The 19,468-nt window shown below is 66.3% G+C and carries 19 protein-coding genes; 16 read left to right on the top strand and 3 right to left on the bottom strand.

What is annotated here, in order from left to right; all coding sequences use genetic code 11:
* Nucleotides 1-3: 3 nt before the first annotated feature.
* Both IF88_RS0115020 and IF88_RS0115010 read right to left on the bottom strand, forming a co-directional pair.
* Entirely contained in the window at nt 4-1,440 is a 1,437-nt protein-coding gene (locus tag IF88_RS0115020) for a DNA phosphorothioation-associated putative methyltransferase (protein ID WP_420710970.1), read from the bottom strand.
* 1,404 nt (nt 1,441-2,844) lie between these two features.
* The gene (locus tag IF88_RS0115010) at nt 2,845-3,282 is read right to left on the bottom strand and encodes a pyridoxamine 5'-phosphate oxidase family protein (RefSeq protein ID WP_051836888.1); all 438 of its coding nucleotides are present in this window, start codon (nt 3,280-3,282) and stop codon (nt 2,845-2,847) included.
* Between the two features lie 737 nt (nt 3,283-4,019).
* On the opposite strand from IF88_RS0115010, the gene IF88_RS0115005 reads away from it, so the two are divergent.
* The 3 genes from IF88_RS0115005 to IF88_RS0114995 are packed head-to-tail and all read left to right on the top strand — an operon-like array spanning nt 4,020 to nt 6,871.
* Nucleotides 4,020-4,544 carry a hypothetical protein gene (locus IF88_RS0115005; protein ID WP_234323538.1) on the top strand — a complete coding sequence of 175 codons (525 nt, stop codon included), beginning with the start codon at nt 4,020-4,022 and terminating at the stop codon, nt 4,542-4,544.
* Nucleotides 4,545-4,547: 3 nt separating this feature from the next.
* The gene (locus IF88_RS0115000) at nt 4,548-5,660 is read left to right on the top strand and encodes an MAB_1171c family putative transporter (protein ID WP_030711214.1); all 1,113 of its coding nucleotides are present in this window, start codon (nt 4,548-4,550) and stop codon (nt 5,658-5,660) included.
* 23 nt (nt 5,661-5,683) lie between these two features.
* Nucleotides 5,684-6,871 carry an amidohydrolase family protein gene (locus IF88_RS0114995; protein WP_030711213.1) on the top strand — a complete coding sequence of 396 codons (1,188 nt, stop codon included), beginning with the start codon at nt 5,684-5,686 and terminating at the stop codon, nt 6,869-6,871.
* Between the two features lie 55 nt (nt 6,872-6,926).
* Here IF88_RS0114995 and IF88_RS0114990 read toward each other — a convergent pair whose 3' ends face one another.
* Nucleotides 6,927-7,790 carry a helix-turn-helix transcriptional regulator gene (locus tag IF88_RS0114990; RefSeq protein ID WP_234323537.1) on the bottom strand — a complete coding sequence of 288 codons (864 nt, stop codon included), beginning with the start codon at nt 7,788-7,790 and terminating at the stop codon, nt 6,927-6,929.
* A 376-nt stretch (nt 7,791-8,166) separates the two neighbouring features.
* On the opposite strand from IF88_RS0114990, the gene IF88_RS0114985 reads away from it, so the two are divergent.
* From IF88_RS0114985 to IF88_RS0114930, 13 genes are all read left to right on the top strand, one after another.
* Complete coding sequence (locus IF88_RS0114985; RefSeq protein ID WP_030711210.1) at nt 8,167-8,484, top strand: hypothetical protein; 318 nt, start codon at nt 8,167-8,169, stop codon at nt 8,482-8,484.
* Entirely contained in the window at nt 8,481-8,870 is a 390-nt protein-coding gene (locus tag IF88_RS0114980) for a helix-turn-helix domain-containing protein (RefSeq protein WP_234323536.1), read from the top strand. The genes IF88_RS0114985 and IF88_RS0114980 overlap by 4 nt, the downstream gene beginning before the upstream one ends.
* Before the next feature lie 59 nt (nt 8,871-8,929).
* A complete protein-coding gene (locus tag IF88_RS43510; RefSeq protein WP_078892895.1) occupies nt 8,930-9,520 on the top strand; it encodes a WhiB family transcriptional regulator in 591 nt (196 codons plus the stop codon).
* A gap of 1,333 nt (nt 9,521-10,853) precedes the next feature.
* Entirely contained in the window at nt 10,854-11,534 is a 681-nt protein-coding gene (locus tag IF88_RS0114975; RefSeq protein ID WP_420710962.1) for an ATP-binding protein, read from the top strand.
* A complete protein-coding gene (locus IF88_RS43505) occupies nt 11,534-11,890 on the top strand; it encodes a DUF4326 domain-containing protein (RefSeq protein ID WP_078892893.1) in 357 nt (118 codons plus the stop codon). The genes IF88_RS0114975 and IF88_RS43505 overlap by 1 nt, the downstream gene beginning before the upstream one ends.
* Nucleotides 11,887-12,306, top strand: coding sequence for a DUF6195 family protein (locus IF88_RS0114965; RefSeq protein WP_030711201.1), 420 nt, complete (start codon nt 11,887-11,889; stop codon nt 12,304-12,306). Before IF88_RS43505 ends, IF88_RS0114965 begins: the two co-directional genes overlap by 4 nt.
* Nucleotides 12,307-12,368: 62 nt before the next feature.
* Entirely contained in the window at nt 12,369-13,421 is a 1,053-nt protein-coding gene (locus tag IF88_RS0114960) for a DUF2637 domain-containing protein (protein ID WP_030711199.1), read from the top strand.
* 83 nt (nt 13,422-13,504) lie between these two features.
* Nucleotides 13,505-14,053, top strand: a complete 549-nt coding sequence (locus IF88_RS0114955) for a hypothetical protein (protein WP_030711197.1) — start codon at nt 13,505-13,507, stop codon at nt 14,051-14,053.
* A gap of 496 nt (nt 14,054-14,549) precedes the next feature.
* Complete coding sequence (locus IF88_RS0114950) at nt 14,550-15,152, top strand: hypothetical protein (protein ID WP_234323535.1); 603 nt, start codon at nt 14,550-14,552, stop codon at nt 15,150-15,152.
* 9 nt (nt 15,153-15,161) lie between these two features.
* On the top strand, nt 15,162-16,139 hold the full coding sequence (locus IF88_RS0114945) for a bifunctional lytic transglycosylase/C40 family peptidase (RefSeq protein WP_030711193.1): 978 nt from the start codon (nt 15,162-15,164) through the stop codon (nt 16,137-16,139).
* 49 nt (nt 16,140-16,188) lie between these two features.
* Complete coding sequence (locus IF88_RS0114940) at nt 16,189-16,527, top strand: hypothetical protein (RefSeq protein ID WP_030711191.1); 339 nt, start codon at nt 16,189-16,191, stop codon at nt 16,525-16,527.
* A gap of 3 nt (nt 16,528-16,530) precedes the next feature.
* Nucleotides 16,531-17,844: a hypothetical protein gene (locus IF88_RS0114935; RefSeq protein ID WP_234323534.1), complete on the top strand. Its 1,314-nt coding sequence runs from the start codon at nt 16,531-16,533 to the stop codon at nt 17,842-17,844.
* Nucleotides 17,825-19,462 (top strand): hypothetical protein, encoded by a 1,638-nt coding sequence (locus IF88_RS0114930; RefSeq protein WP_234323533.1) that lies wholly within the window; start codon nt 17,825-17,827, stop codon nt 19,460-19,462. The genes IF88_RS0114935 and IF88_RS0114930 overlap by 20 nt, the downstream gene beginning before the upstream one ends.
* The last annotated feature ends 6 nt before the right edge of the window (nt 19,463-19,468 follow it).

Below are 19,468 nucleotides of genomic sequence, written 5' to 3'. Positions count from 1 at the left end.
TCTTTAGCCTGGTGTACGGCGCACCAGCCGATGTCCGCGAAGGACCCGGCCGCACCGGAGGAGCTCCCTCTCCCAGCCCTCCTCTGTGCCGATGAGGTGAGGGTGCTCGTATAGTCCCGCCTTCACCTCTGATGTCGTCAGCCGTTTGTACCTATCGACGTCAGGATCGTCGGGGGCAAGGAACTCGTGCTTGCGGTGGAGCAGCGGCCGGTTCTTGGAGTCGACGTAGGACGTGTGGGACGTTTTGAGGGCTTTCATCTCGACCTGGTAGGAGGTCAGGATCTTGGGGTGTGGGTCGGTATCGAAGTCTGGGTAGTCCAGCCAACTCACTGCCCGGCCCTGGTGGCAGAGCTTGGCCAGGGTCCACTCTTGCGGGCGGCCAGCGGCGATCGAGGCGCAGTGCTCGTAGAGGCGTAGCACTGTAGGCATTCGGTCGAGTGCTCGCTGATGTACGTACAGGGCGGTCTGGGTCAGCTTCCCGACTGCGGACGCGTGCATAGCTCCTCGGACATACGCGTCGTCACGCAGTTTGAGCAAAAGCCGGTCGGATCGCTTGCATGCCTCCCCGTAGGAGGAGAAGAAGGCGCGGACGTCGAGTTGGACGCTGAGGGGGAGGCTGTTGAAGGGGCCGCGGCCGTTGAAGAGCTCCACGGCGAGAAACAGCAGGGTGTTGAGCGTGGTTCGCTTGCCCCCTTCTTCAACCTTGTTGGAGTCGGCAGAGTCCCGTACGAGCCGACGGACCTCGTTTGGGCGCAGGTGACCGAGTAACTCGGCCATTGGCTGCGGGACTTCTTCCATATGTGGCAGCCGACCTCGACGCTCGACGTAGTCGACGATTGCTGCGATCGCTGAGGTCCTGTCCTCGGATGCGAGCCACTCCGCATCGGGAACGATCCGCCGGGCAAGGTAACTCAGCCGGGCTCGGTCGTCCTTGAAGGCATAGACAACCCCTGGCGCGGCGGAGACTGTCCGCACCCCGGTCACTTCCTCGACATAGGCCCGCAGCTCGCTAGCACCGAAGAGGTGTTGGAACGTCTGCCGGCGGGTGAGGAGGCCGTCGCCAAATGCCTCTCCCTTAACCTTCGACTTCTCCCACGTCAATCGTGCGGAGGCGATGAGGACTGTCTCAGCGAGGCCCCACGCCTCCTTCAGGGTCTTGCAGCGCTCCTGTGGGTCTTCGATGACGTTGAGGACGTAGGTGAGGAGCACGACTTCCGCCGGCTCCAGCCTCGTATCGGCTTGGTAGAACGGATCCCAGCCGACCGCTTGGCAATCCAGCTGCTGGAGTACACGCACATCGCCCCCACGGCCACAGCCGTAGTCAAGGACGGACCGCCCGGGGAGCAGCTGCTTATCGACCATGGCCTGGCGTGCGGGGACTGAGAGACTTGCTCTGCTGATCGCGGTCAGTCTGCGATCGCTGCTCCATACCCGCTGCACGATGACCACGCCCTCACCCAGCCGAACGACAACCGGAGAGTATCGGCGGGCCCCCCTGCGAGAGACACGAAACGAAGACGTCGTCCAAACTGATTGGGTTCTGCGCACCGCGGACTACCGCGAAACTTCGCCGTCCGCTGTTGTCGATCACGGTCAGCGCCCCACTTTCGACCGCCGCGGTCGTCCCAGGTGTCATCCGTGGCTACCTAGTGCCGGTTGCAGACCCAGGTCTTTGGCTCCCCCTGGGCTACGAGGTCAAGGTCCGTCATAGTGCCCTCTCCGCACAGCTGGCACGTGACCTGGACGGTACGTGGCATGCGCACAGGCCGTACGTGGTCGTAGACGTGCAACGTGAGCTGAGCCGTCCTCCCAGTGGACGTGATGATCAGTTGTGAGCTGAGTTCCGGATGGGGCGCAATGGCCTCAATCTCCAGCTGCTCAGTGGGGGTTTCTAGGAGTGCGAAGACGTCACCTCGGCGGAGGCGGGCTGCTATGACCTGAGACGGCAGGCTGACAGTGACAAGGAAGCCGTTGCACTGACGGGGGTTAGGCATCGGCGGATTGGGGGCGGTGCTCATAGCTGGACCCTCATGTGTGGTGCGGGGCTCTCAAGGCGGCTGCCCTGGCGACGAGCTTGCGTCGACGTTGACGGCGTCGTGGAGCAAGCCGTCATTACGCACTGGGCTTGGTCGGCCACTACCTCTTGAGCCCAAGGCGGATGGCGTTCGGGGAGATACGCGACGTTTGGCCGCCCCCTCGATGGAGTCAGGACGTTGCCGCCCGGGTGCTGGCCGTCGTGCGCTACTTCGGGTTTCGCGTGCGAGTGTGTCGACTGGTGGCGGGAGTTGCTTGGCCTCGCTGGCCTTGCGGTCTTGTCACCGTAGGCACAGCCCCGCGGACATCTCGAATCGCGGTGTCGGGACGCGGCACTCCGCCCACTGGAACACCCGACTGCGCTTCGAACCAGGCCGCTACTCCGTGCGCATCGGCACGGACACAACGAAGTTCACGTATGAGACGTGCCGCTGACTGTAAGAGAGGCGGGCAGTTGAGATCTGGGCTTCGGACACCGCAGCGTCACTTCGCGCTGGAAGACCCGCGAGCACAGGGGCCACGCCATCAACGCCACAGCTGGACCCAGCCGCCATCGCCGGCCTCCCGCTCACCAGCGTCCCCCGGCGCCCGCAGGCAGGGAGCGCCGAGGGCGCGGGACGACCAGAAACGTCTCGTCGACCAGGCGCAGAGCCGTGGAAGCCATCCCCACGTCCTGACCCGTGTTCGCCCACTGCGAGCAGTTACCTTGCGTAGCGCCGCACCTGTGGGCTCGGGCGTCCACACGTTGACGGTGTTAAAGAGCCAGGCTGTGTCGGACTCGGCGCGCTGTGGCTGGGGCTCCTGCTGACGCTACGCCGCGGCCTGGGTCGTCTGAGGTCGAGCGCGGAACGTCTGGCCCATCGCCCGTTCAATCGAGATCAGAAGTACGACGCGCTCAGGGTCCGGCGCCGGCGTACGCCCGTATCGCTGCCCGTAGCGGGCAACCGCGTCTTCGACCACCGCTGCGTCGGTGCGGACCTCCGCGACGCCTTCGAGCGTGGCCCACCGGCCCCCGTCGACTTGGCACACCGCGACCCGGGCCGCACTACCGCCCGCAAGGATATTGGCGACTTTCCGACTGGATTTGCGGGTGATAACTCGGGCGACTCCGGCGGCAGCGTCAACAGTCACGCCGACAGGCACAACGTGCGGGCGGCCGTCAGGCCGCAGCGTCGTCAGTGTGCACAGATGGTACTCATTCCAAAACTCAAGGTAGTCATCAGCTTGGCTAGATATCGCGTTCGACATGACGGAGAGCGTAATGGCTCTAGTTGCCCGAACTGCCCCAAGGTGACCGCGACCACACGCGACCCGAACAGGCGATTCGTACGATTCGGTGCTGTTTGTCGTGCGTCGTTCAAGCGTAAATATCTCAGATTAATAACGGACTCGACATCCAAGCCGAGAGCTTGAAGCGTTCACGCCAGAACACAAAGGGGCAGCTCAGGAGCACACTCCAGGGCGGAGATGTCCGAATTTGGATCGCTTTGACGGATTAGATTTACTTGCCGATTACACGAATTGATCATGCTTTTCAAGCCATGTCTTGTCTGAAGCGTCACGTACTGTCCAAAGAGGTTCCCGAGGCTCGAGTGCGGCAGCTCGCCGTTTGCCTCATTGCGTGTTCGCGTACGTGACATCTGTGCCGTCCGAGGCGATCTGGAGGCCAGGCGTCCGGGCCCCTACATGGGGCTTGGTGAGGCACCCAGGCATGCCCGACTGCGATCGTTTCCGGCGCGGCGTCGGGAAACCGGACGTCATCGACACGGACGCGATGTCGCCTCGGCTTGGGGGAGCCATCACCTGCCGGTTGGAGGAGTTACTCAGTGTGGTCAGAGAAGAGTGGCCGAGACGCTGCGGGGCCGACGGTTCCCGCACAGGGCGGAGCCAGCCGTCGGCGCCTCGGGCGCTGGCGTGCAGCCGCGACCCGGACCGTGGAGAGGGATCTGCACCGTCTGATTCGGCATGAGCTGCAAGACCTCGGGGTGACTCCCCCGCTTGATGTCGAAGAACTCTGCCAGGCGCTCAGCCGACGGCGTGGGCGCCCCCTGTACCTGCGGGAAGCTCCGCTGCCGAAGCCGGGGCCCTCCGGGATGTGGGTCGAGTACGACGACTACGACGTGATCCTGTACCAGCAGGAGACAACCCGCCTGCATCAAGATCACATCAAGCTCCACGAGATAGGGCACATCCTCGTCGCGGAGAACGAAGAGGCCGCAGAGAAGAACGCAGACGAGCCGACGAAAGAAGTCTGCACGTTCGACTCCGAGGAGGAGACGGCGGTCTTCGTCGAGGGTTGGGCCACCATGCTGCCGGTCTTCGCGCCCGAGACGATCAAGCGTGTCGCCCGCCGCTGCTCGTACGACGACGGCGAGGAATGCTCCGTCGAACTGGTCGCCACCATCATTCTGGAGTGGTCGTCAGTGCTGGACGGCTCTACTCCGCTGTCGGACGACCCGTCGCTTCGTCGCGTGGAGTCGGCTCTCGGTGACCGGCGAGGATGGCTGTAACCCGTGGAACTGCTACTCCTGGGGCTCGTCGCAGCTCTCGTCTGGAAGCTCTACCAGCTGAAGCGATCCCCTCATGACGGACCGCTGCGTTCTGTCACCCTCTGCCTTTTCTGTGCTGCGCTCTCGTACCCCGTGGCCATGCCGGGCGGCGCGTCCGGCGTCGACACGGTCGCCGGCCACGGGACGGCGAAGCTGATCCAAAACGTGCTGTTGCTTCTGACGGTCTACTTCCTCATGTGCTTCTACCTCTACTCCGCCGCTGACGAAAAGGCGGGGCGCCGACGAGCACGCAGGGAAGCCGTCGTCGTCGGGGCCGTCGCGCTCGCGATCACCGTGGCTGCGGAGTCGGTGCCGCACGAGGTCTTCGCAGGCAGCTTCAGTACGGCCGACATGACGATTCCGCAGCTCGCCTTCTTCTACGGCGGAGCCGGTCTCTACCTCACGTATGCCCTTGGCATGGCGTATAGGTGGACTCGCCGCTACGCACGCATGTCTCGGCGCCCGCACTCCACCGGGCTCTGGATGACCGCCGTCGCCCTCGGAGCGATGGCTGTGGCCTGCGCGATCCGCGCCGTCATCGTCGCAGTTCGCTGGGCCGACGTGGACGTACCACATCCTCTTATGGCGGCCGTGGCCTTCCTCTTGGTGGCGTCCATCCTGCTGTTCGCTGCGGGTATCACGTACTCCGGTGCGCGAGCCCGGATCTCCTCCCTGCGGCTCTGGCTCCGGCACCGGCGTGATCATCGTCGGCTTGCCCCGCTGTGGGAGCTGCTGGCGGAGGCGTATCCCGAGAACGTGCTGAGGCCGGCGTCCCCGGCTGCGCTGGATCGTTGGCGGGCCCGCGGCGTGCACCGGCGCTACCACCGCCGCATCGTGGAGTGCCGCGACGGCCTGGTGGACATCAGCCCCTACCTGCTCGATGAGGACGACAGTGCGGTCCTCGGCATCGACTCGACGGAGCTGGCTGCCCGGCTCCGCCGAGCCTCGGCCCGGATCGGGGAGGGCGTCCCTGCACCACGTCGAGCGGTCCCCCTCGCCATGGCTCTGGGAAGCGACCGGCAGTCGGATGTGAAACAACTGATTGCGGTGTCCGACGCGCTGCGCGATGCCGCATGACCCGCAATGAGCAAGGAGACAAGATGCTGATCACCGGTGGACGAGTGCTTGTCGACTCGGGGACGTACCTGGAGGACGGCGCAGTTCTCATCGAGGGCGACTCGATCACTGCTGTCGGGCCGCGCGAACAGATCGAGGAGCAGGCCGGCTCCGACGTTCCCCAGTTCGCATTCGACGGAACAGTTCTGCCGGGGCTGATCGACGCGCACGTCCACCTCGCCTTCGACGGCGGCCCCGATCCCGTTTCCACGCTCCTGGACTCGTCGGATGAGGTCCTGTTCGAGGACATGCGCCGTCGCGCGGAGCAGCTCCTGCTCAGTGGTGTCACCTCGGCCCGTGACCTCGGTGACCGGGGTGGGCTGGCGCTTCGCCTGGCGGCGGAGATCAGCGATCGTCGTACGCCGGGGCCGAGGATCGTATCCGCGGGCACGCCCGCGACCACCGTGGGTGGGCACTGCCACTTCCTTGGCGGCGAAGTCTCCGGGGAAGCCGAGATCCGCGACCTCGTCCGCCGCAACCTCGCAGCGGGGGCCGGGGTCATCAAGGCCATGGTCACGGGCGGCGGCCTGACGAAGGACGGCCCCAAGAGCCACCAGTCCCAGTTCACCACAGAGGAACTGACCGCCCTGGTGGACGAAGCCCATAAGGCAGGTGTCCCCGTCGCAGCCCACGCGCACGGTGCCGACGGCATCACCGCGGCCGTGGAGGCCGGTGTGGACACGATCGAGCACTGCACATGGATGACGAGTGGTGGCCTCGACTTCCGGCCGGACGTGGTGGAGCAGATCATCGACCGGGGAATTGCCGTCTGCCCGGCGGTCAGCCCCCACTGGCAGATGCTCCCCCGCATCTTCGGTGAGGAGCCTGCCGCCGCGATGTTCGATCTGGTGCGGCGGATGGCCGACGCGGGCGTACGCCTGGTGGCAGGAACAGACGCGGGAGTGCAGCGCGCGGGCTTCGACGGCTTGGTCCCGGCCCTCTCGTTCTACTCCCACCTGGGCCTGGCGAACGCTTCGATCATCGACATGGCGACGTCCGAAGCGGCCACGGCGCTGGGGCTGGGCTCCACAACGGGGCGGATCGCTCCCGGCTACCGCGCGGACCTCCTCCTGGTCGACGGAGACCCGCTCTCGGACCTCGACGCCCTGAAGAACGTCCGGGCTGTGTTCGCCTCCGGCCTGCGCCACGAGCCGAAAGCAGCGGCCGAGTAGAAGTCGCTGTTAAGTGCCCTGTTCCCCTGACTCCCTGAGTCAGGGGAACAGGGCACTATTCGTTGGCGTCGGGGTCGGCCTTCTTCTCGAACTCGGTCGCGAGATCGTTCAGGATCGAGAGGACGTCGGCCGGCAGACCCTCCGCGCCGAGACCGCGGGCCCGAACTCGGCCCACCTTCCCGCTCTTGGCGGCCGACATCAGGCGAAGCCCTTCGTAGACCTGCCGGGCCACAGCGTCGTCCGGTTCGAAGTACAGGCGGGTGACGCCGAAGAAGTGGGCGAGACCTTCCAAGACGACGGGTGCGGGGGCTTCGGCTTCGTCGATGCCCGTTCGCAGGGCTTCCACCTGCTTGGCCGTAGTGACGTGCGACCCCGCGTAAGCATTTACGGCCTCCGCGATCTCTTCGTCACCCGGGGCCGCCCCCGCCGGGTACGAGCGCTCCAGGAGGAGGGTGATCTTCTCAGCGAGCGTTCGGGGCGACTCCTCCGCGGCGACGGCGACAACCTCGCCCTCCACCTCTTCGCCCCGGGCCTTGGCCATAGACCGTTCCTGCGCTCGCTTCACCTCATCCACGGTGACGCGATAAGCCTTCGCCAGGTCAGGGAGGTATCTGTCCTTAAGGCGCCGGACGCCGTTCTCCGCGCCGGCCACTGGGCCGTCGCTCTTGGTACCGATGACTGCTGCCATCTCGTATCGGTAGAGGCCGGCGTCGCACCGCAGGTCGGTGAGGTCGGGCAAACCGTCGCGGGGGAACAGCTCATCCAACGGCTTCTTGAGCACGTCGGCTAGGGCTGGCAACTTCTCCTGGTCCGGGACGCTTGCGCCCAGCTCCCACCCCGCCACCGTCGAGTCCGCAGCACCGATGGCAGAGGCCACGTCGGACTGCGAGATCTCGGCGGCTCGACGTACCGCGCGCACACGGGCTCTATCGAAGCGTCGGGCTGGCATCAGACCTCGTTTTTTGGGCGAACCGAGGAAACCTCGGACTGTTGACTTTTTGGGGGAACCGCGATAGCTTCAGTTTAGCGAAAAACGAGGGCGTTCGCACCCCTCCGCCTTCGCCCACCTACCGAACCCCACCTGGGGACCGCCTGGTGGAGAGGAGAAGCCGCGTACGACTTGTGCGCTTCCCTGCCCCTCAAAACGCCATCGGCGCCCGAGAGTTCGCAGCTCCCGGACGCCAGACAGCTCGTGATCCGGTTGCCCCTTCCGGGGCCGCAAGATCACTCGCACAGCCACTCCGTGTCCTTTCGCACGGCACTGCGGAGCGGCGTACCACATAGAGGAGTGTCGCATGTCCCCTACTGCGGACTGCAACCTGAAGCCTGAGATCACTTCGGGACCGGCTGAACGGCTGGCCGCACAGCTGACGTCCATGCTGCCCCCCGAGGCCGCCGTCGTACAGGTCCGCCTCCAGGGCCCCCGGACCCTGTGGCCCCACCTGGGACTCACGGCCGTGAACGATCACGGACATGTCCTGCGCGTACCCCGAGCCAAGGCGCTGACCATCGCGCGGTGGATCATCCGCTCGTTCCCGCAGGCCGGATGGGCAGCCTCCGGCGGCCACGCCTTCGACCTGCGGACGGCTCAGCTGCGCGGACTGGACGCATGATGTCGGCCGTCGCACCGGCGAACGCAGGTCTGGCCGCCCTCGGGTCCACCGAATTGCAGGGGCTCGCCGCCGTGGTGAATCTGCTGGCTCAGGCCGGCGGACTAGACGCTCTGCTGGGCAACCGGCAGTCGGAGCCCGGCGATAAGCGTCTCCACATCGGATACAGCGAAGCGGCCGAGCGGCTGAACATCCCGGAAAAGTGGCTGCGGGAGCGAATCTCCACGCTGCCCCACCGGAAGTTCGGGAAATTCGTCCAGTTCGCGGAGGAAGACCTTCGCGCGATTTCGGACATGCATTTCGTGAGTCCGGGCATGGCGGCTGAAAAGGAACGCGAGTCGGCATTGATGTCGCTTCAGCCTTCCAAGCGTTCGCGCAAGCGCTTCTGATCTCCTCTTGCGTTCGAGCGCTGGAAAGCGCTTGGCGCCGTGAACATCGTGAGACACAAATGAGCACTGACATACGCAGTCTCATCGAGGCTGCACATCAGGGGAATTGGTCTCCTCTTATAGAAGAGTCGAGGAAGGCCCCTGGGAAGCACTGGGCCGAAGAAGCCAGGTGCTCGAACCAGGACATCGACATCTTCGTTCCCCTCGGGGATGGCCCCCGCGAAGATCCCGAGACCGTGAAAAGCAAGCTGGGTACGTCCCTCAACAGGCCGCGCAATCTCTGCGCATCGTGCCCGTTGGCTGTGGCTGCCCGGTGCCTGGTCGAATCACTCAGGGACGATGACGAGTTCGGTATTCGGGCTGGTCTCCTTGCCTCGGAGCGGTCCGCACTGCGTGCCGCGTGGCAGCAGCGCGCGAACGAAGAGGCTGTGCAGAGTGCTCTTCAGGGATGTACCGCGGCTCTCAGCAAGGTCGAACGAGACGCGGTAATTGCTCGATTCGCGACAGACCCGTCACTCGAACCTGCCGCTGTGGCCCGGGGGCTCGGCGTCACGCACGAGTACCTGCTGAAACTCGCGCGTCGCTACCGCCACAAGTTGAAGTCCCGGCCGGCCGCCCCGCCGCCTGTTCACAGGGCTGACGCCGCCTGACACGCCTCCACGAAGAAACGATTCTTCTCGCAGGGCTGCCTTGCGATTCCTGGAGTTCGCCCCATGCCCCAGAACGACCCCGCCGCTGCGCCGTGCCTACATCTCAGTACAGCAATCAGCGAGATAGCGCCCACGGCCGTCCTCGCGCGAGTTTATCCAGTGCGCCGGTCTGTTACCCACCTCTTCGAATCGGACTTTTACCGCATGCTCATTGACCGCCGAACCGAAGAAAGAGTTGCACACATGATCAGGCGCAACTTCGGTGACGCTGCCGACTGGCGCCGCGCCCATGATTTCTATCTCCCCACCGGTACGTTGTACCTCACTCCCGAGCCACATCAGAACGGGTACATCCCGGAAGACGATCACTCGTTTGGCCTCTCCCGCATCCGTCGCATAGCGATATCCGATGGGGAATCCCGATGAGCGACATTGCGACAGAAGTGGTCTGGTCACAGTCCAAGTCGTGCAGGGGCTCGCGTCTCGTCATGCTCGCACTCGCCCGAGAGGCGGACGATAAGGGCAGGGCCACGCTGACCTTGGACGAGATATCCACGCTTACCCGACTCACGGCTCGCTCGATAACGAAGTGCCTGGGGGAGCTGGCGACACTCGGTGAACTCAGCCATGAGCGCGGAGGGGGGCCCTCGAACCCCAACAGCTACTCGATACTCCTGTTCAACATGGGTGCCACGCACTCTACCGATTCAGAGAAGGAACTTCCTACTCCACCTCCCGAAGCGTCAGGAGAGGGAAGAAAGTTCCAGGAAATCTCTCCCCTGAACTCCGAGTCGACGGCTGAAAGTGGGAAGTCTCCGCACGGCAACTCGGAAGTTTCTTCCTCGCGTGCACGTGGTGGTAATACTCCCTACGGGAGTATTACCACCACCAAAAAGCAAGCTAGCTTGCCTGGGTCGAGCCGAGAGAACCGGCCTGTCGCCCAGGACTCGGTCAGGGTGCCCGAAGGCGCCAAGGCTCTGGTAACAGCCATAACGAGTGCGGGAATGCTCGTCGGTTGGCGGCTGACCGAATCGGAGTGGGATCGGGTAACAGCTCTCGCGGCCCGTTGGGGACATGACCGGCTGGTCGAAATGGTCGCGCGGCGGTGGAACGCCGACCGCCCGCCGCAGTCGGCCCGCTATCTCCTCCGTATCTGGGCGGACCTTCCGTCGCACGCCCCCGCAGCGGCACCCCAAGGAAACGTCGTTCCCCTGCGTCGGCACTCCGGCGGCTGGGTGCCTTTCCAGAACACTGCCGAACCCAGCGCTTACCAGAACGGATTTTGATCATGGCAGAGCCGGAACGCGCAGGGAGCGCCAAGTCAATGCGTGCTATGGAACGAATACTCGCCGCGAAAGGAATTCAGGCCGTGCCCGACAATCTCGCCGACGAGTCATCGGAAGAGAACCCGGGAGACCGCGAGTGGCACCGCCGCGCTCGGGCCGAGTACGCACTGAACCGCTGGCACACCGCCACCCCTCCCCGGTTCAGCGACGCTGAAGCGACGATGCCGGAGGTCACCGCCTGGGCCGATCGCGCTCTTGCGGACAACGCCGCCGCTGGCGCTCTGCTCCTCACTGGCCTTACGGGGACGGGCAAAACCCACCAAGCGTACGGAGCCCTGCGGAGGATCGCGGCCGGCGGCCCGGACCGGTTCGAGCTGATCGCCGTGAACTCGGCGGACATGTACGGCAACCTGCGCCCCTCACAGGTCATGGGCGCGGCGGAACGAGAATTGCGGCGGCTCAGCGAAGTCCAGTACCTGTTGCTCGATGACCTCGGTACGGCGAAAACGTCGGAGTGGACCGAGGAGGTGACGTATCGGCTCATCAACTACCGGTACAACCACTGCCTGCCGACGATCATCACGTCCAACCTGCCTGCCCGCGATGAGAACGGGCCGGACCTGACCGACTTCGTCGGGGCCCGGGTGGCGAGTCGCCTGGCCGAGATGGTGACGAGCCTCGTCCCGATGATCGGCGCTGACCGGCGCCGCGGCGGGAGGGCAGCCTGATGCCCGTCCGTCTTCGCGGAGCGTCCCAAGACGCCGCAGCATTGCCCACAGCCTGTGAATACGTCGGTCCTCGCAGTCGCTACGCGAACCCGTTCAAGGCGGGTGACCGATCTCCGTCTCAGCTCGGCCCTCCGATGGACGCGGCGGAGGCCGTGGACCTCTTCGCCGCCACGCTCCGAGGCCCGGTGGGCCGTTGCTACGCCGCCCGGTACGCCCGAGCACTGCGCGGCCTCGACCTGATGTGCACATGTCCTCTCGACGTGCCGTGCCACGCAGACGTCCTCCTCCGCCTCGCCAACGACTCCGGCGACGTCAACACGATCCGCACCCGCTATTTCCTGGAAGGCCCCCGATGAGTCACCCGATCATGTTCGCTGCGGCCAAGCACCTCACGACCGCCGAAGAGCGGCGCACGGCCGCTCGGGAGAACGCCTTCCGCACCTGGGGGCCGAGGTCCATCACGGCGGCGTCGAAGTACGCGCGCCGCCTCCTGGGCGACGAGGCGGTCACCCTCGACTGGGAGGTCCTGGGGCTCCTGTCCTTCGAAGAACACCTGCAAGCCTTCGCTTCGCTCGACACCGTCGGGGGCCAGCACCTGGAGCTGTACTACACCGACCAAGGAGGCACGGAGCGCATCCTGCTGCGGGTGTCGTGCGTGAGCTGCCCGAGTCAGCACGTGCACGAAGTGACGTCCCTGGAACGGCTCGGACAGTTGCTCTCCCAGACCCCGGCCTGGCAGTCCATCGACCCGCGTGACGGAGGCAACCTCTGATGTCTCACGTGCACATAACGTCGACGGCGAGCGAACCACAGGGTGTCTACAGCCTCCGCGGCATGACGGCCTGGGACCGCTCCGCGATCATCCTGCTCGGCGCGGCCGGCTTCGCGTTCTCCTACGACGCGCTGCGGCAGATCGCCATTGCGATCCACGCACGGGAGACCCTGAGCTACCTGTTCCCCGTGTTCATCGACGGATTCATTGCGTACGGCGTCCGGGCGATCGTGCTCCTTCGCCACGAGCGCTTCAGCGCCCGTCTGTACGCCTGGGTTCTCTTCCTCGCGGCCACCGGAGCGAGTCTCGGCGCGAACGCCCTGCACGCCATCACGCTGAACCACGGTCCGCAGGCCGGACGGTCCGCACTGCACCTCACGGACAGCGTCGTCGGCGTGCTGTCGACGCTCGCACCGCTGGCACTGGCGGGCTCCGTACACCTCTACATCCTGATGGCGCGGACCGCCGAATTGTCGGTCCCGGACGGCGCAGACAACGGTCCCGGACCGGTCCGCCAAGAGGTTTCGCGGCTCGAAAGGATCGTGGCACAGCCGGAGCCCCGCCCGCTGGAGACAACGGCAGCGGCCGCGACACAGGCCCTCGCCGTCCGTCCGTCCGCTGCGGAAAGCTCTCCTGATACTCCTGTTGACCTGTGCAAACGCATGGCTGACCGGGCCGGTCGCTCGCGTGCGGAAGATCCCCACCCGGATTCGTCCGCTGGTGCGGACGGCGCGGACGGGGACCGGTGCGAAGCGGACGGACCGTCTGTAGGCCTCGCGGACCGCGGGGAGCCGACGGTGCCCTCCGCGGCGGCCGAGCCGTCCGTTCCGGCGGCGGTCCGCGCACCTGCGGACGGCGAACAGCCGCCCGTCCCGGACGATGCCGAGCTCCCGCAGGACCGGGAGGCTGACGACGAGTGGCTGGCGGACCTGCTGCCGATCGCACGGTCCGCTTCCGAGAAGGCCGGACGGATCAGCCGTGACGCAGTGGCAGGTGCCGTCCGCGCACACCAGGCGATCAGCAACGACCGCTTGGGCGTGCTGCTGGCCCGGCTGAAGGAAGAGGAGGAAGGGGTAGGGAGGACACCCGCCGCTGCCTCCAGTGCCCTCTGGTGATCTCATCGCATGAGTGCCCCAGGACCTCTGCGGCTCTGGCCGTAGATGCCCTGGACGGTCCGCTTGATCAGGAAGGAATGACCATGTGGCTTCGCCAACGAGACCGGGCGGAGGAGACAGCCCGGCCCGAGGCCGTGCAGGCAGCATCTGCGCTCGCGCTTCACCTCCAGAGCGGAGGCGAACTTGCGCCGGTCCAGGCGGACGACCTTCCTCTCGCGGACGGAGAAGTTGCCTTCGCGGATGTGGCCTGCTCGGTGGCTCGCTTCTACGGAACCGAGGTCGTCTACGCGCGCCCGGCCGGCTACTTCGAGAACCATCCGACCTTCGGCCGACGCTGGGTGCCCAACCGCCGGCTCGACGCCCGGCGGCTCCAAGAGGCGGAGGCCGCCGCTGAGCCGCAGTGGCGCGATCACACCGTGGCCCGGGTGGTCCTGACCTCTGCCGGAGTGCGACTCAAGCCGTCCGGGTCGCCTGGCTGGTTGCCGTTCGACCACGCCCTTCTGGCCGGGGTCACGACAGGGCAACCCGAAGTCGTGCTCTCGTACACCGTGTGCGCGCCGCTGCTCCTCGCCGGACCGGCCGCGCAGTGGCTCGGCGTAGCGATCGAGCACCTTCGCCGCACGGCCGTATAGGGATCAGACCGCCCGAAAGGGCCTCCCCATCACAGAAGTCGGAACCTAATTCCTAGAATTAGGTTCCGACTTTTTTTGTTGATTCGAGTTGTCCGCGAACCCCTGCAAAGATTCAGGCACGGCCAACGCCACAAGGCATTTCTTGGCCGATGGAGATTCGCTTAACCATCTCCCTTAATCGAGTGAGGGGTTGATGGCCTTGATATGAGATACAGCTCTGCCGAACTCGGCCCTGATGCGCTACGGCGCGGGTTGAGAATGAACGCGGGGATTCAGCGCCGATGCGGACCTTCGGCCGAACCATCCCGCAAATAGAAAAACTCCGGATAGGGGTCGCACAGGCCCCGGTCCAGTCCTCGAATTGTCCGGCAGTCGCCGGTAAAGCCCGCGGGAGGAGTTCCCCCTCCTCCCGCGAAGGGGTGTTGCGGTCCCCGCCTCCACGGGACCGCAACACCCGATCTCTCGAAACCTCCTGCACCAAGGTTGTGGTTCCCGCATGCCTCGATCCAGCCGTTTCATACCGATATCTGCCGCAATAGGGATAGTCGGTTCCCTGGCTGCCCTGTCGACCGGCTGCTCCACCTCGACAGATAGCCAGTCCAAGACCGCGACCGCGCAACCGCACTCCATCTCGGCGGGCATCACCGCCGCGGCCACGCCGAGCGCGGGCAGCACCGCACCACCACCAAGCACCGCCCTGCCGAATGACATTGAGCGCACAGCGCGGGCCTTCACCACGACCTATGCCGAGCACGACGCACGCGACGGCAAGGACAGCTCGTACGCCGATGCCGGCGCTCGCGCGGCCAAGCTCGCAGCGGGTGAGCTGGTGGGCATCCTGGGCCAGAAGCGGCCGAGCCAGGATGCCGCGTGGGCCGCACTGCGCGCCGAAAAGGCCCGCCAGTCAGTCAAGATCGCATCTGCTGTGGTCCCCGACGGCGCACCGGCCGTGACGGAGTCCTCCGCGCTGGTTCGCGTGGGCTACACCCTCACGACGACCCCGGAGTCCGGGCAGGAACGGCGCAGCAGCGAACAGCTCGCCCTCCGCCTGGAGCACACCTCTGAGGGCTGGCGCGTCACCGCCTTGCCCTGGGCGTGACGGGGTGCGATGAACAAGGGCACGCAAGTTGGCCTGGGCCTTATCGCGGCTGCCGTCGTCTCGGGTGTCGCCCTGCTGACCACCTTCGGCGGGGCCGACAGCGCTTCCGCACAGGAGACCGGCCCTGGCGGCGGCATCAAGACGGACGCTCCCGTTCCCGGCTGGGTCCGGGAACTCATCAACAAGCACGCGGGCGAGTGCCCACAAGTCACGGCCTCGCTACTAGCGGCTCAGCTCTACACCGAGTCGAAATTCGACCGCGACGCCAAGTCGCCTGTCGGCGCCCTAGGTATCGCACAGTTCATGCCAGCGACCTGGGCTGAGCACGGCGTGGACGGCGACGGCGACGGCATCAAGGACATCTGGAACCCGGTCGACGCCATCGCGGCACAGGCGAAGTACGACTGCACTCTGGCCAAAGAGGTCAAGGGTGTTCCGGGGGACTCCACGGACAACATGTTGGCCGCGTACAACGCGGGCGGTGGGGCCGTGATCAAGTATGAGGGCGTCCCGCCGTACCCCGAGACGCGCGGCTACGTAAAGGACATCCGCGAACTGGCCGCGAAATGGGCGGACGCGGTCCAGCCGAACCTTCCGGCCGGTAAGGGGGCCGCCCGCGCGATCTCCGCGGCGAAGACGGCTCTCGGGACTTGGTACCAGTGGGGCGGCGACTGCGTCTCGCCATACAAGGGCGCGGGCGGATGCGACTGCTCCTCGCTGACCAAGATGGCCTGGGCCGCGGCGGGCGTGAACCTGCCGAGGGTGACCTACGACCAGGTCCACGCCGGGACAGCTGTCACAAGCGTGTCCCAACTCCAGCCCGGTGACCTGCTGTTCAGCGTCCCCGGCAGCGCTGGCCCCGAGCACGTCGGCATGTACATCGGCGACGGCCAGGTCATCGACGCCCCGCACACGGGCGCCCAGGTGCGGATCAAGCCGCTCAGTTACTGGAAGCCGCAGATCATCGCGATGCGGCACGTCGGCTAACCGCCATAAACCATCTCATTTACTACCTAAAGCACCAAGGGGCTTCAACATGCACAACCTCCTGTCTGCCGCTGCCGATCCCGCCATGCACACGACTATCGCGGCCGGGGTCGACGTCGTGACCGGCGTGAAGCCGGACTGGGGCCCCTTCGGGAAGCTCGGCGGTACCGCGAAAGTGGTCCTCAGCGTCATTGCCGCCGTCATTCTCGCCGTCGGCGTCGGCGCATTCCTCATCGGTGTCGGTAAGTCGAAGGGCTGGTTCGGCGAGGGCCACAGCACCATGGACAGCTCACGCGGCAAGGGCATGATGGTCGGCGGCCTGGCCTGCATCTTCCTGGTGGCATCGCTCGGCACCCTCGTCGGTATCGCGTACGGCATGGGTGTGTGACCCATGACCTGGCGATCTCGACGCAAGAACGATTCCTCCCCGAAGGCAGGCGGAGCACGCAAGCCCTCGGCGAAGCTCTGGGGCATTGCCGTCGGCGGGGCAGCGGTCGTCACCGCGGCCGGGGTGATCGTCAGCCTGGCCACGGGCAACCCGACCGCCCCCGCCCCCGCCTCATCAGCACCCGCCCACTCGGCACCGCAGGCGAGCGAAGGGGCCGTGCGTGCGGTGGATGGCGTCCCCGTGGGATACCCGCACACGCAGGCCGGCGCCAAGGCTGCGGCAGCCAACTACACGACGGTCAGTGGCAGTGCCGAGTTCCTCACGAACAAGGAACTTCGACACCGCGCCGTGTCGGTCATGGCGGCCCAGGGAACTGCCGCCACGGCGACGGAGAAGGCCGACCACGCCGCCGCTGGGGCAGTCAGCGCACTCCGGGGCGACGACTCCAAGGTCTCCGCCAAGCAGGCCATCGCCCGTACCGGTGTCCTCTCGGCTCACGTTCTGGGCTTCGACGCTCACGGGGCGATGGTCCGACTGTGGACGACGACGGTTCGCGGCAGCGCGGCCGGGCACGCGACGCCGAAGGCGGGCTTCCAGTCGGTGACGGTCACGCTCACATGGGAGTCCAACGACTGGAAGTTGAAGGAGAGTTCGAGCTCGACCGGACTGGTGTCCCCGATCGACGCCAGGCAGGCGTCCAACGTCACGAGTGACTTCGCCGGCTACGTCCCGGCCGCTGCAGAAGACCCCGTCCTGAGCGGCGCGGCCGGTCAGGACGGATTCCCCACGCCGTACGGGCACAACGAGCAGGGCGCCCGCGCCGCCGCTGTCAGCGCCACCATGCTCTATGGCGATCCGAGGTTCTTCACCGATGAGGACTGGCGACACCGGATGCTGAAGGCCACCGCAGCGCCAAGCGTGCTGCGCTCGGTCATCTCGGACACCGACTCGACGGCCCGCCTGGTAATGCAGAACCGCGGGGTCGGTGCCGACGGCAAGACAGCCGACGGCAGCGAACTGATCACGCGGACGGCAGCACTCGCCACCCGCGCGATCTCACACTCCGACCAGGCCGCCAGCGTCGAGCTGTGGACCGCGTCGGTGGGCGGAGTCGCGGGCAAGGACGAGACACAGCGCCCGCAGATCGCCTTCCTCCGGATGACCGTGGACCTCGTCTGGGAGGACGGCACCTGGAAGACGACGGCCGTCACGCCGTCCGAACCGCTCGTACCGTCGCCGCCCGCCATGCAGGAGGCCGACTCGGCCGACAGCTTCGCTGACGTGGGGGGTGCCAGCAATGCGCCTGCGACTGCGTGAGGACGCCCCTGGTCTGCTGACCATCGAGCGGGGCACCCCGGGCCGCTGGAGGCGTCGCCTCCAGACGGTGGCCATGGTCAACGTGATCATCGGGTTCGTCTTCGTCCCGTCCGCGGTCGCCAATCCGTTCTGCTACATCCCGATGGTGTGCGAGGCGAAGGCGGCGATCGACTTCGTCAAGGACCCGCTGGGCTTCCTTCTCCAGAAGCTCACCGAGGCCAACATCTGGTTCCTGCGCAAGATGCTGGAGCTGATCCAGAACACAACGAAGATCGACCTCACGTCGGCCGGCTTCCTGAAGCAGTACGCGATCATCTTCGCGGCCTCCAGCCTGCTCACCGTGGCCCTGTGGCTGATCGCCGTGGCCAAGCGGGCGGTCCGGGGGGTCGCCGTGACCACCGCCGTCTCCGAGGCAATCGGCTTCCTGCTCCTCCAGTTCGTGGTCAACGCGATGACGCCGGGCGCGATCGCCCTGTTGATGAAGGCGATTGACGAAGTCACGGCAGTGTTCGAGCCGTACGCGACAAGCAACTTCAAGCCCTTCCTGGAGAACATCCTCAAGGTGATGGCAGGGAACCCCACGGAGGGCGTGGGTCAGCTGCTGGTCGTCAACCTGATCATGATGTGCGGCGCGCTGCTGATGTGGATCGAGCTGCTGATCCGCAGCGCGGCGATCTACGTGGCCGTCGCGCTCGGACCCATCGTGAACGCTGGGCTCGTTGACCGTGATCTGTGGGGCAAGAGCAAGAAGTGGTTCGGTGCCCTCTTCGCGATCGGCCTGAGCAAACCCGTGCTCTTTGCCCTGCTCGGCCTCGGTGGAGCGATCCTCAGCGACACCTCGGGGAGCATGTCCGACGCGGTCTCCAAGACGCTGGTCGGTGCGCTGATCCTCCTGCTCGCCGTCTTCGCGAGCGCCACGCTCTACAAATGGGTGCCCGCCTTCGGCGACGAGATGGCCCAGCTCCACAACGACCGGAAGACTGCCCAGTCCTCGGGCCCGGCCGCCGCGATCGACGGTCCCGGCCAGCATGCGAATCGTGCGATCAACTCGCACGTGCAGGACTCTTTGGTCGGCGGCAGCGCAAAGGCGGCCGGTACCAAGGCGGCTGGGGCCAAGATGGGCGGCGGAACGGCCGTGGCCGGGCCGGTCGCCGCAGGGCTGGCCGTGGCGAAGGCCGGCGTCGACGTGGCGAAGAACAAGGCCGCGAACTCACCCGGCATGCAGGGCGCCGACGCCGCCAGCGGCGGCGGCTCCGAACAGCCGCAGAGCCAGCAGGGCAGCGACGACCAGGCCGGTTCATCCGGTGCTCCGGCCGCTGCGCGTCCCGAGGGAGCGACCTCCGACCCGGTCGTCAGCTCTCCGCCGGACTGGTCCTCTGCGGGCAGCCACGCAGCGTCCGGACGTCCACCGGGAACCAGCGAAGCCCCGAGTACGGCACAGCCATCGTCTCCGCCACAGACCTCCGCCCCGGCGGCGCCCACTCCGACGCCGCCTACCTCCCCCTCTTCTGCATCAGGAACCACCTCGGGCTCCGGGCCCTCGGTCACGCCCCCGCCGCCGTCGCGGCCGTCGGGCGGCCAGGCACCGGGACGGCCGACTCCCAGCAAGGACCAGTGACTGACC

It is taken from the genome of Streptomyces sp. NRRL F-2580 (assembly GCF_000720115.1).
Classification (GTDB): domain Bacteria; phylum Actinomycetota; class Actinomycetes; order Streptomycetales; family Streptomycetaceae; genus Streptomyces.
The sequence above is the reverse complement of the archived record's forward strand: the minus strand, read 5'-3'. Positions and strand labels throughout refer to the sequence as shown.

Excerpts from the sequence above, each read along its gene's own strand:
- IF88_RS0114945 (WP_030711193.1), top strand. The coding sequence starts at position 15,162 with ATGAACAAGGGCACGCAAGTTGGCCTGGGCCTTATCGCGGCTGCCGTC.
- IF88_RS0114950 (WP_234323535.1), top strand. The coding sequence starts at position 14,550 with ATGCCTCGATCCAGCCGTTTCATACCGATATCTGCCGCAATAGGGATA.
- IF88_RS0114965 (WP_030711201.1), top strand. The coding sequence starts at position 11,887 with ATGAGTCACCCGATCATGTTCGCTGCGGCCAAGCACCTCACGACCGCC.
- IF88_RS0114930 (WP_234323533.1), top strand. The coding sequence starts at position 17,825 with ATGCGCCTGCGACTGCGTGAGGACGCCCCTGGTCTGCTGACCATCGAG.
- IF88_RS0114955 (WP_030711197.1), top strand. The coding sequence starts at position 13,505 with ATGTGGCTTCGCCAACGAGACCGGGCGGAGGAGACAGCCCGGCCCGAG.
- IF88_RS43505 (WP_078892893.1), top strand. The coding sequence starts at position 11,534 with ATGCCCGTCCGTCTTCGCGGAGCGTCCCAAGACGCCGCAGCATTGCCC.
- IF88_RS0114985 (WP_030711210.1), top strand. The coding sequence starts at position 8,167 with ATGTCCCCTACTGCGGACTGCAACCTGAAGCCTGAGATCACTTCGGGA.
- IF88_RS0114980 (WP_234323536.1), top strand. The coding sequence starts at position 8,481 with ATGATGTCGGCCGTCGCACCGGCGAACGCAGGTCTGGCCGCCCTCGGG.
- IF88_RS0114995 (WP_030711213.1), top strand. The coding sequence starts at position 5,684 with ATGCTGATCACCGGTGGACGAGTGCTTGTCGACTCGGGGACGTACCTG.
- IF88_RS0114940 (WP_030711191.1), top strand. The coding sequence starts at position 16,189 with ATGCACAACCTCCTGTCTGCCGCTGCCGATCCCGCCATGCACACGACT.
- IF88_RS0114935 (WP_234323534.1), top strand. The coding sequence starts at position 16,531 with ATGACCTGGCGATCTCGACGCAAGAACGATTCCTCCCCGAAGGCAGGC.
- IF88_RS0115010 (WP_051836888.1), bottom strand. The coding sequence starts at position 3,282 with ATGTCGAACGCGATATCTAGCCAAGCTGATGACTACCTTGAGTTTTGG.
- IF88_RS0114960 (WP_030711199.1), top strand. The coding sequence starts at position 12,369 with ATGACGGCCTGGGACCGCTCCGCGATCATCCTGCTCGGCGCGGCCGGC.
- IF88_RS0114975 (WP_420710962.1), top strand. The coding sequence starts at position 10,854 with ATGGAACGAATACTCGCCGCGAAAGGAATTCAGGCCGTGCCCGACAAT.
- IF88_RS43510 (WP_078892895.1), top strand. The coding sequence starts at position 8,930 with ATGAGCACTGACATACGCAGTCTCATCGAGGCTGCACATCAGGGGAAT.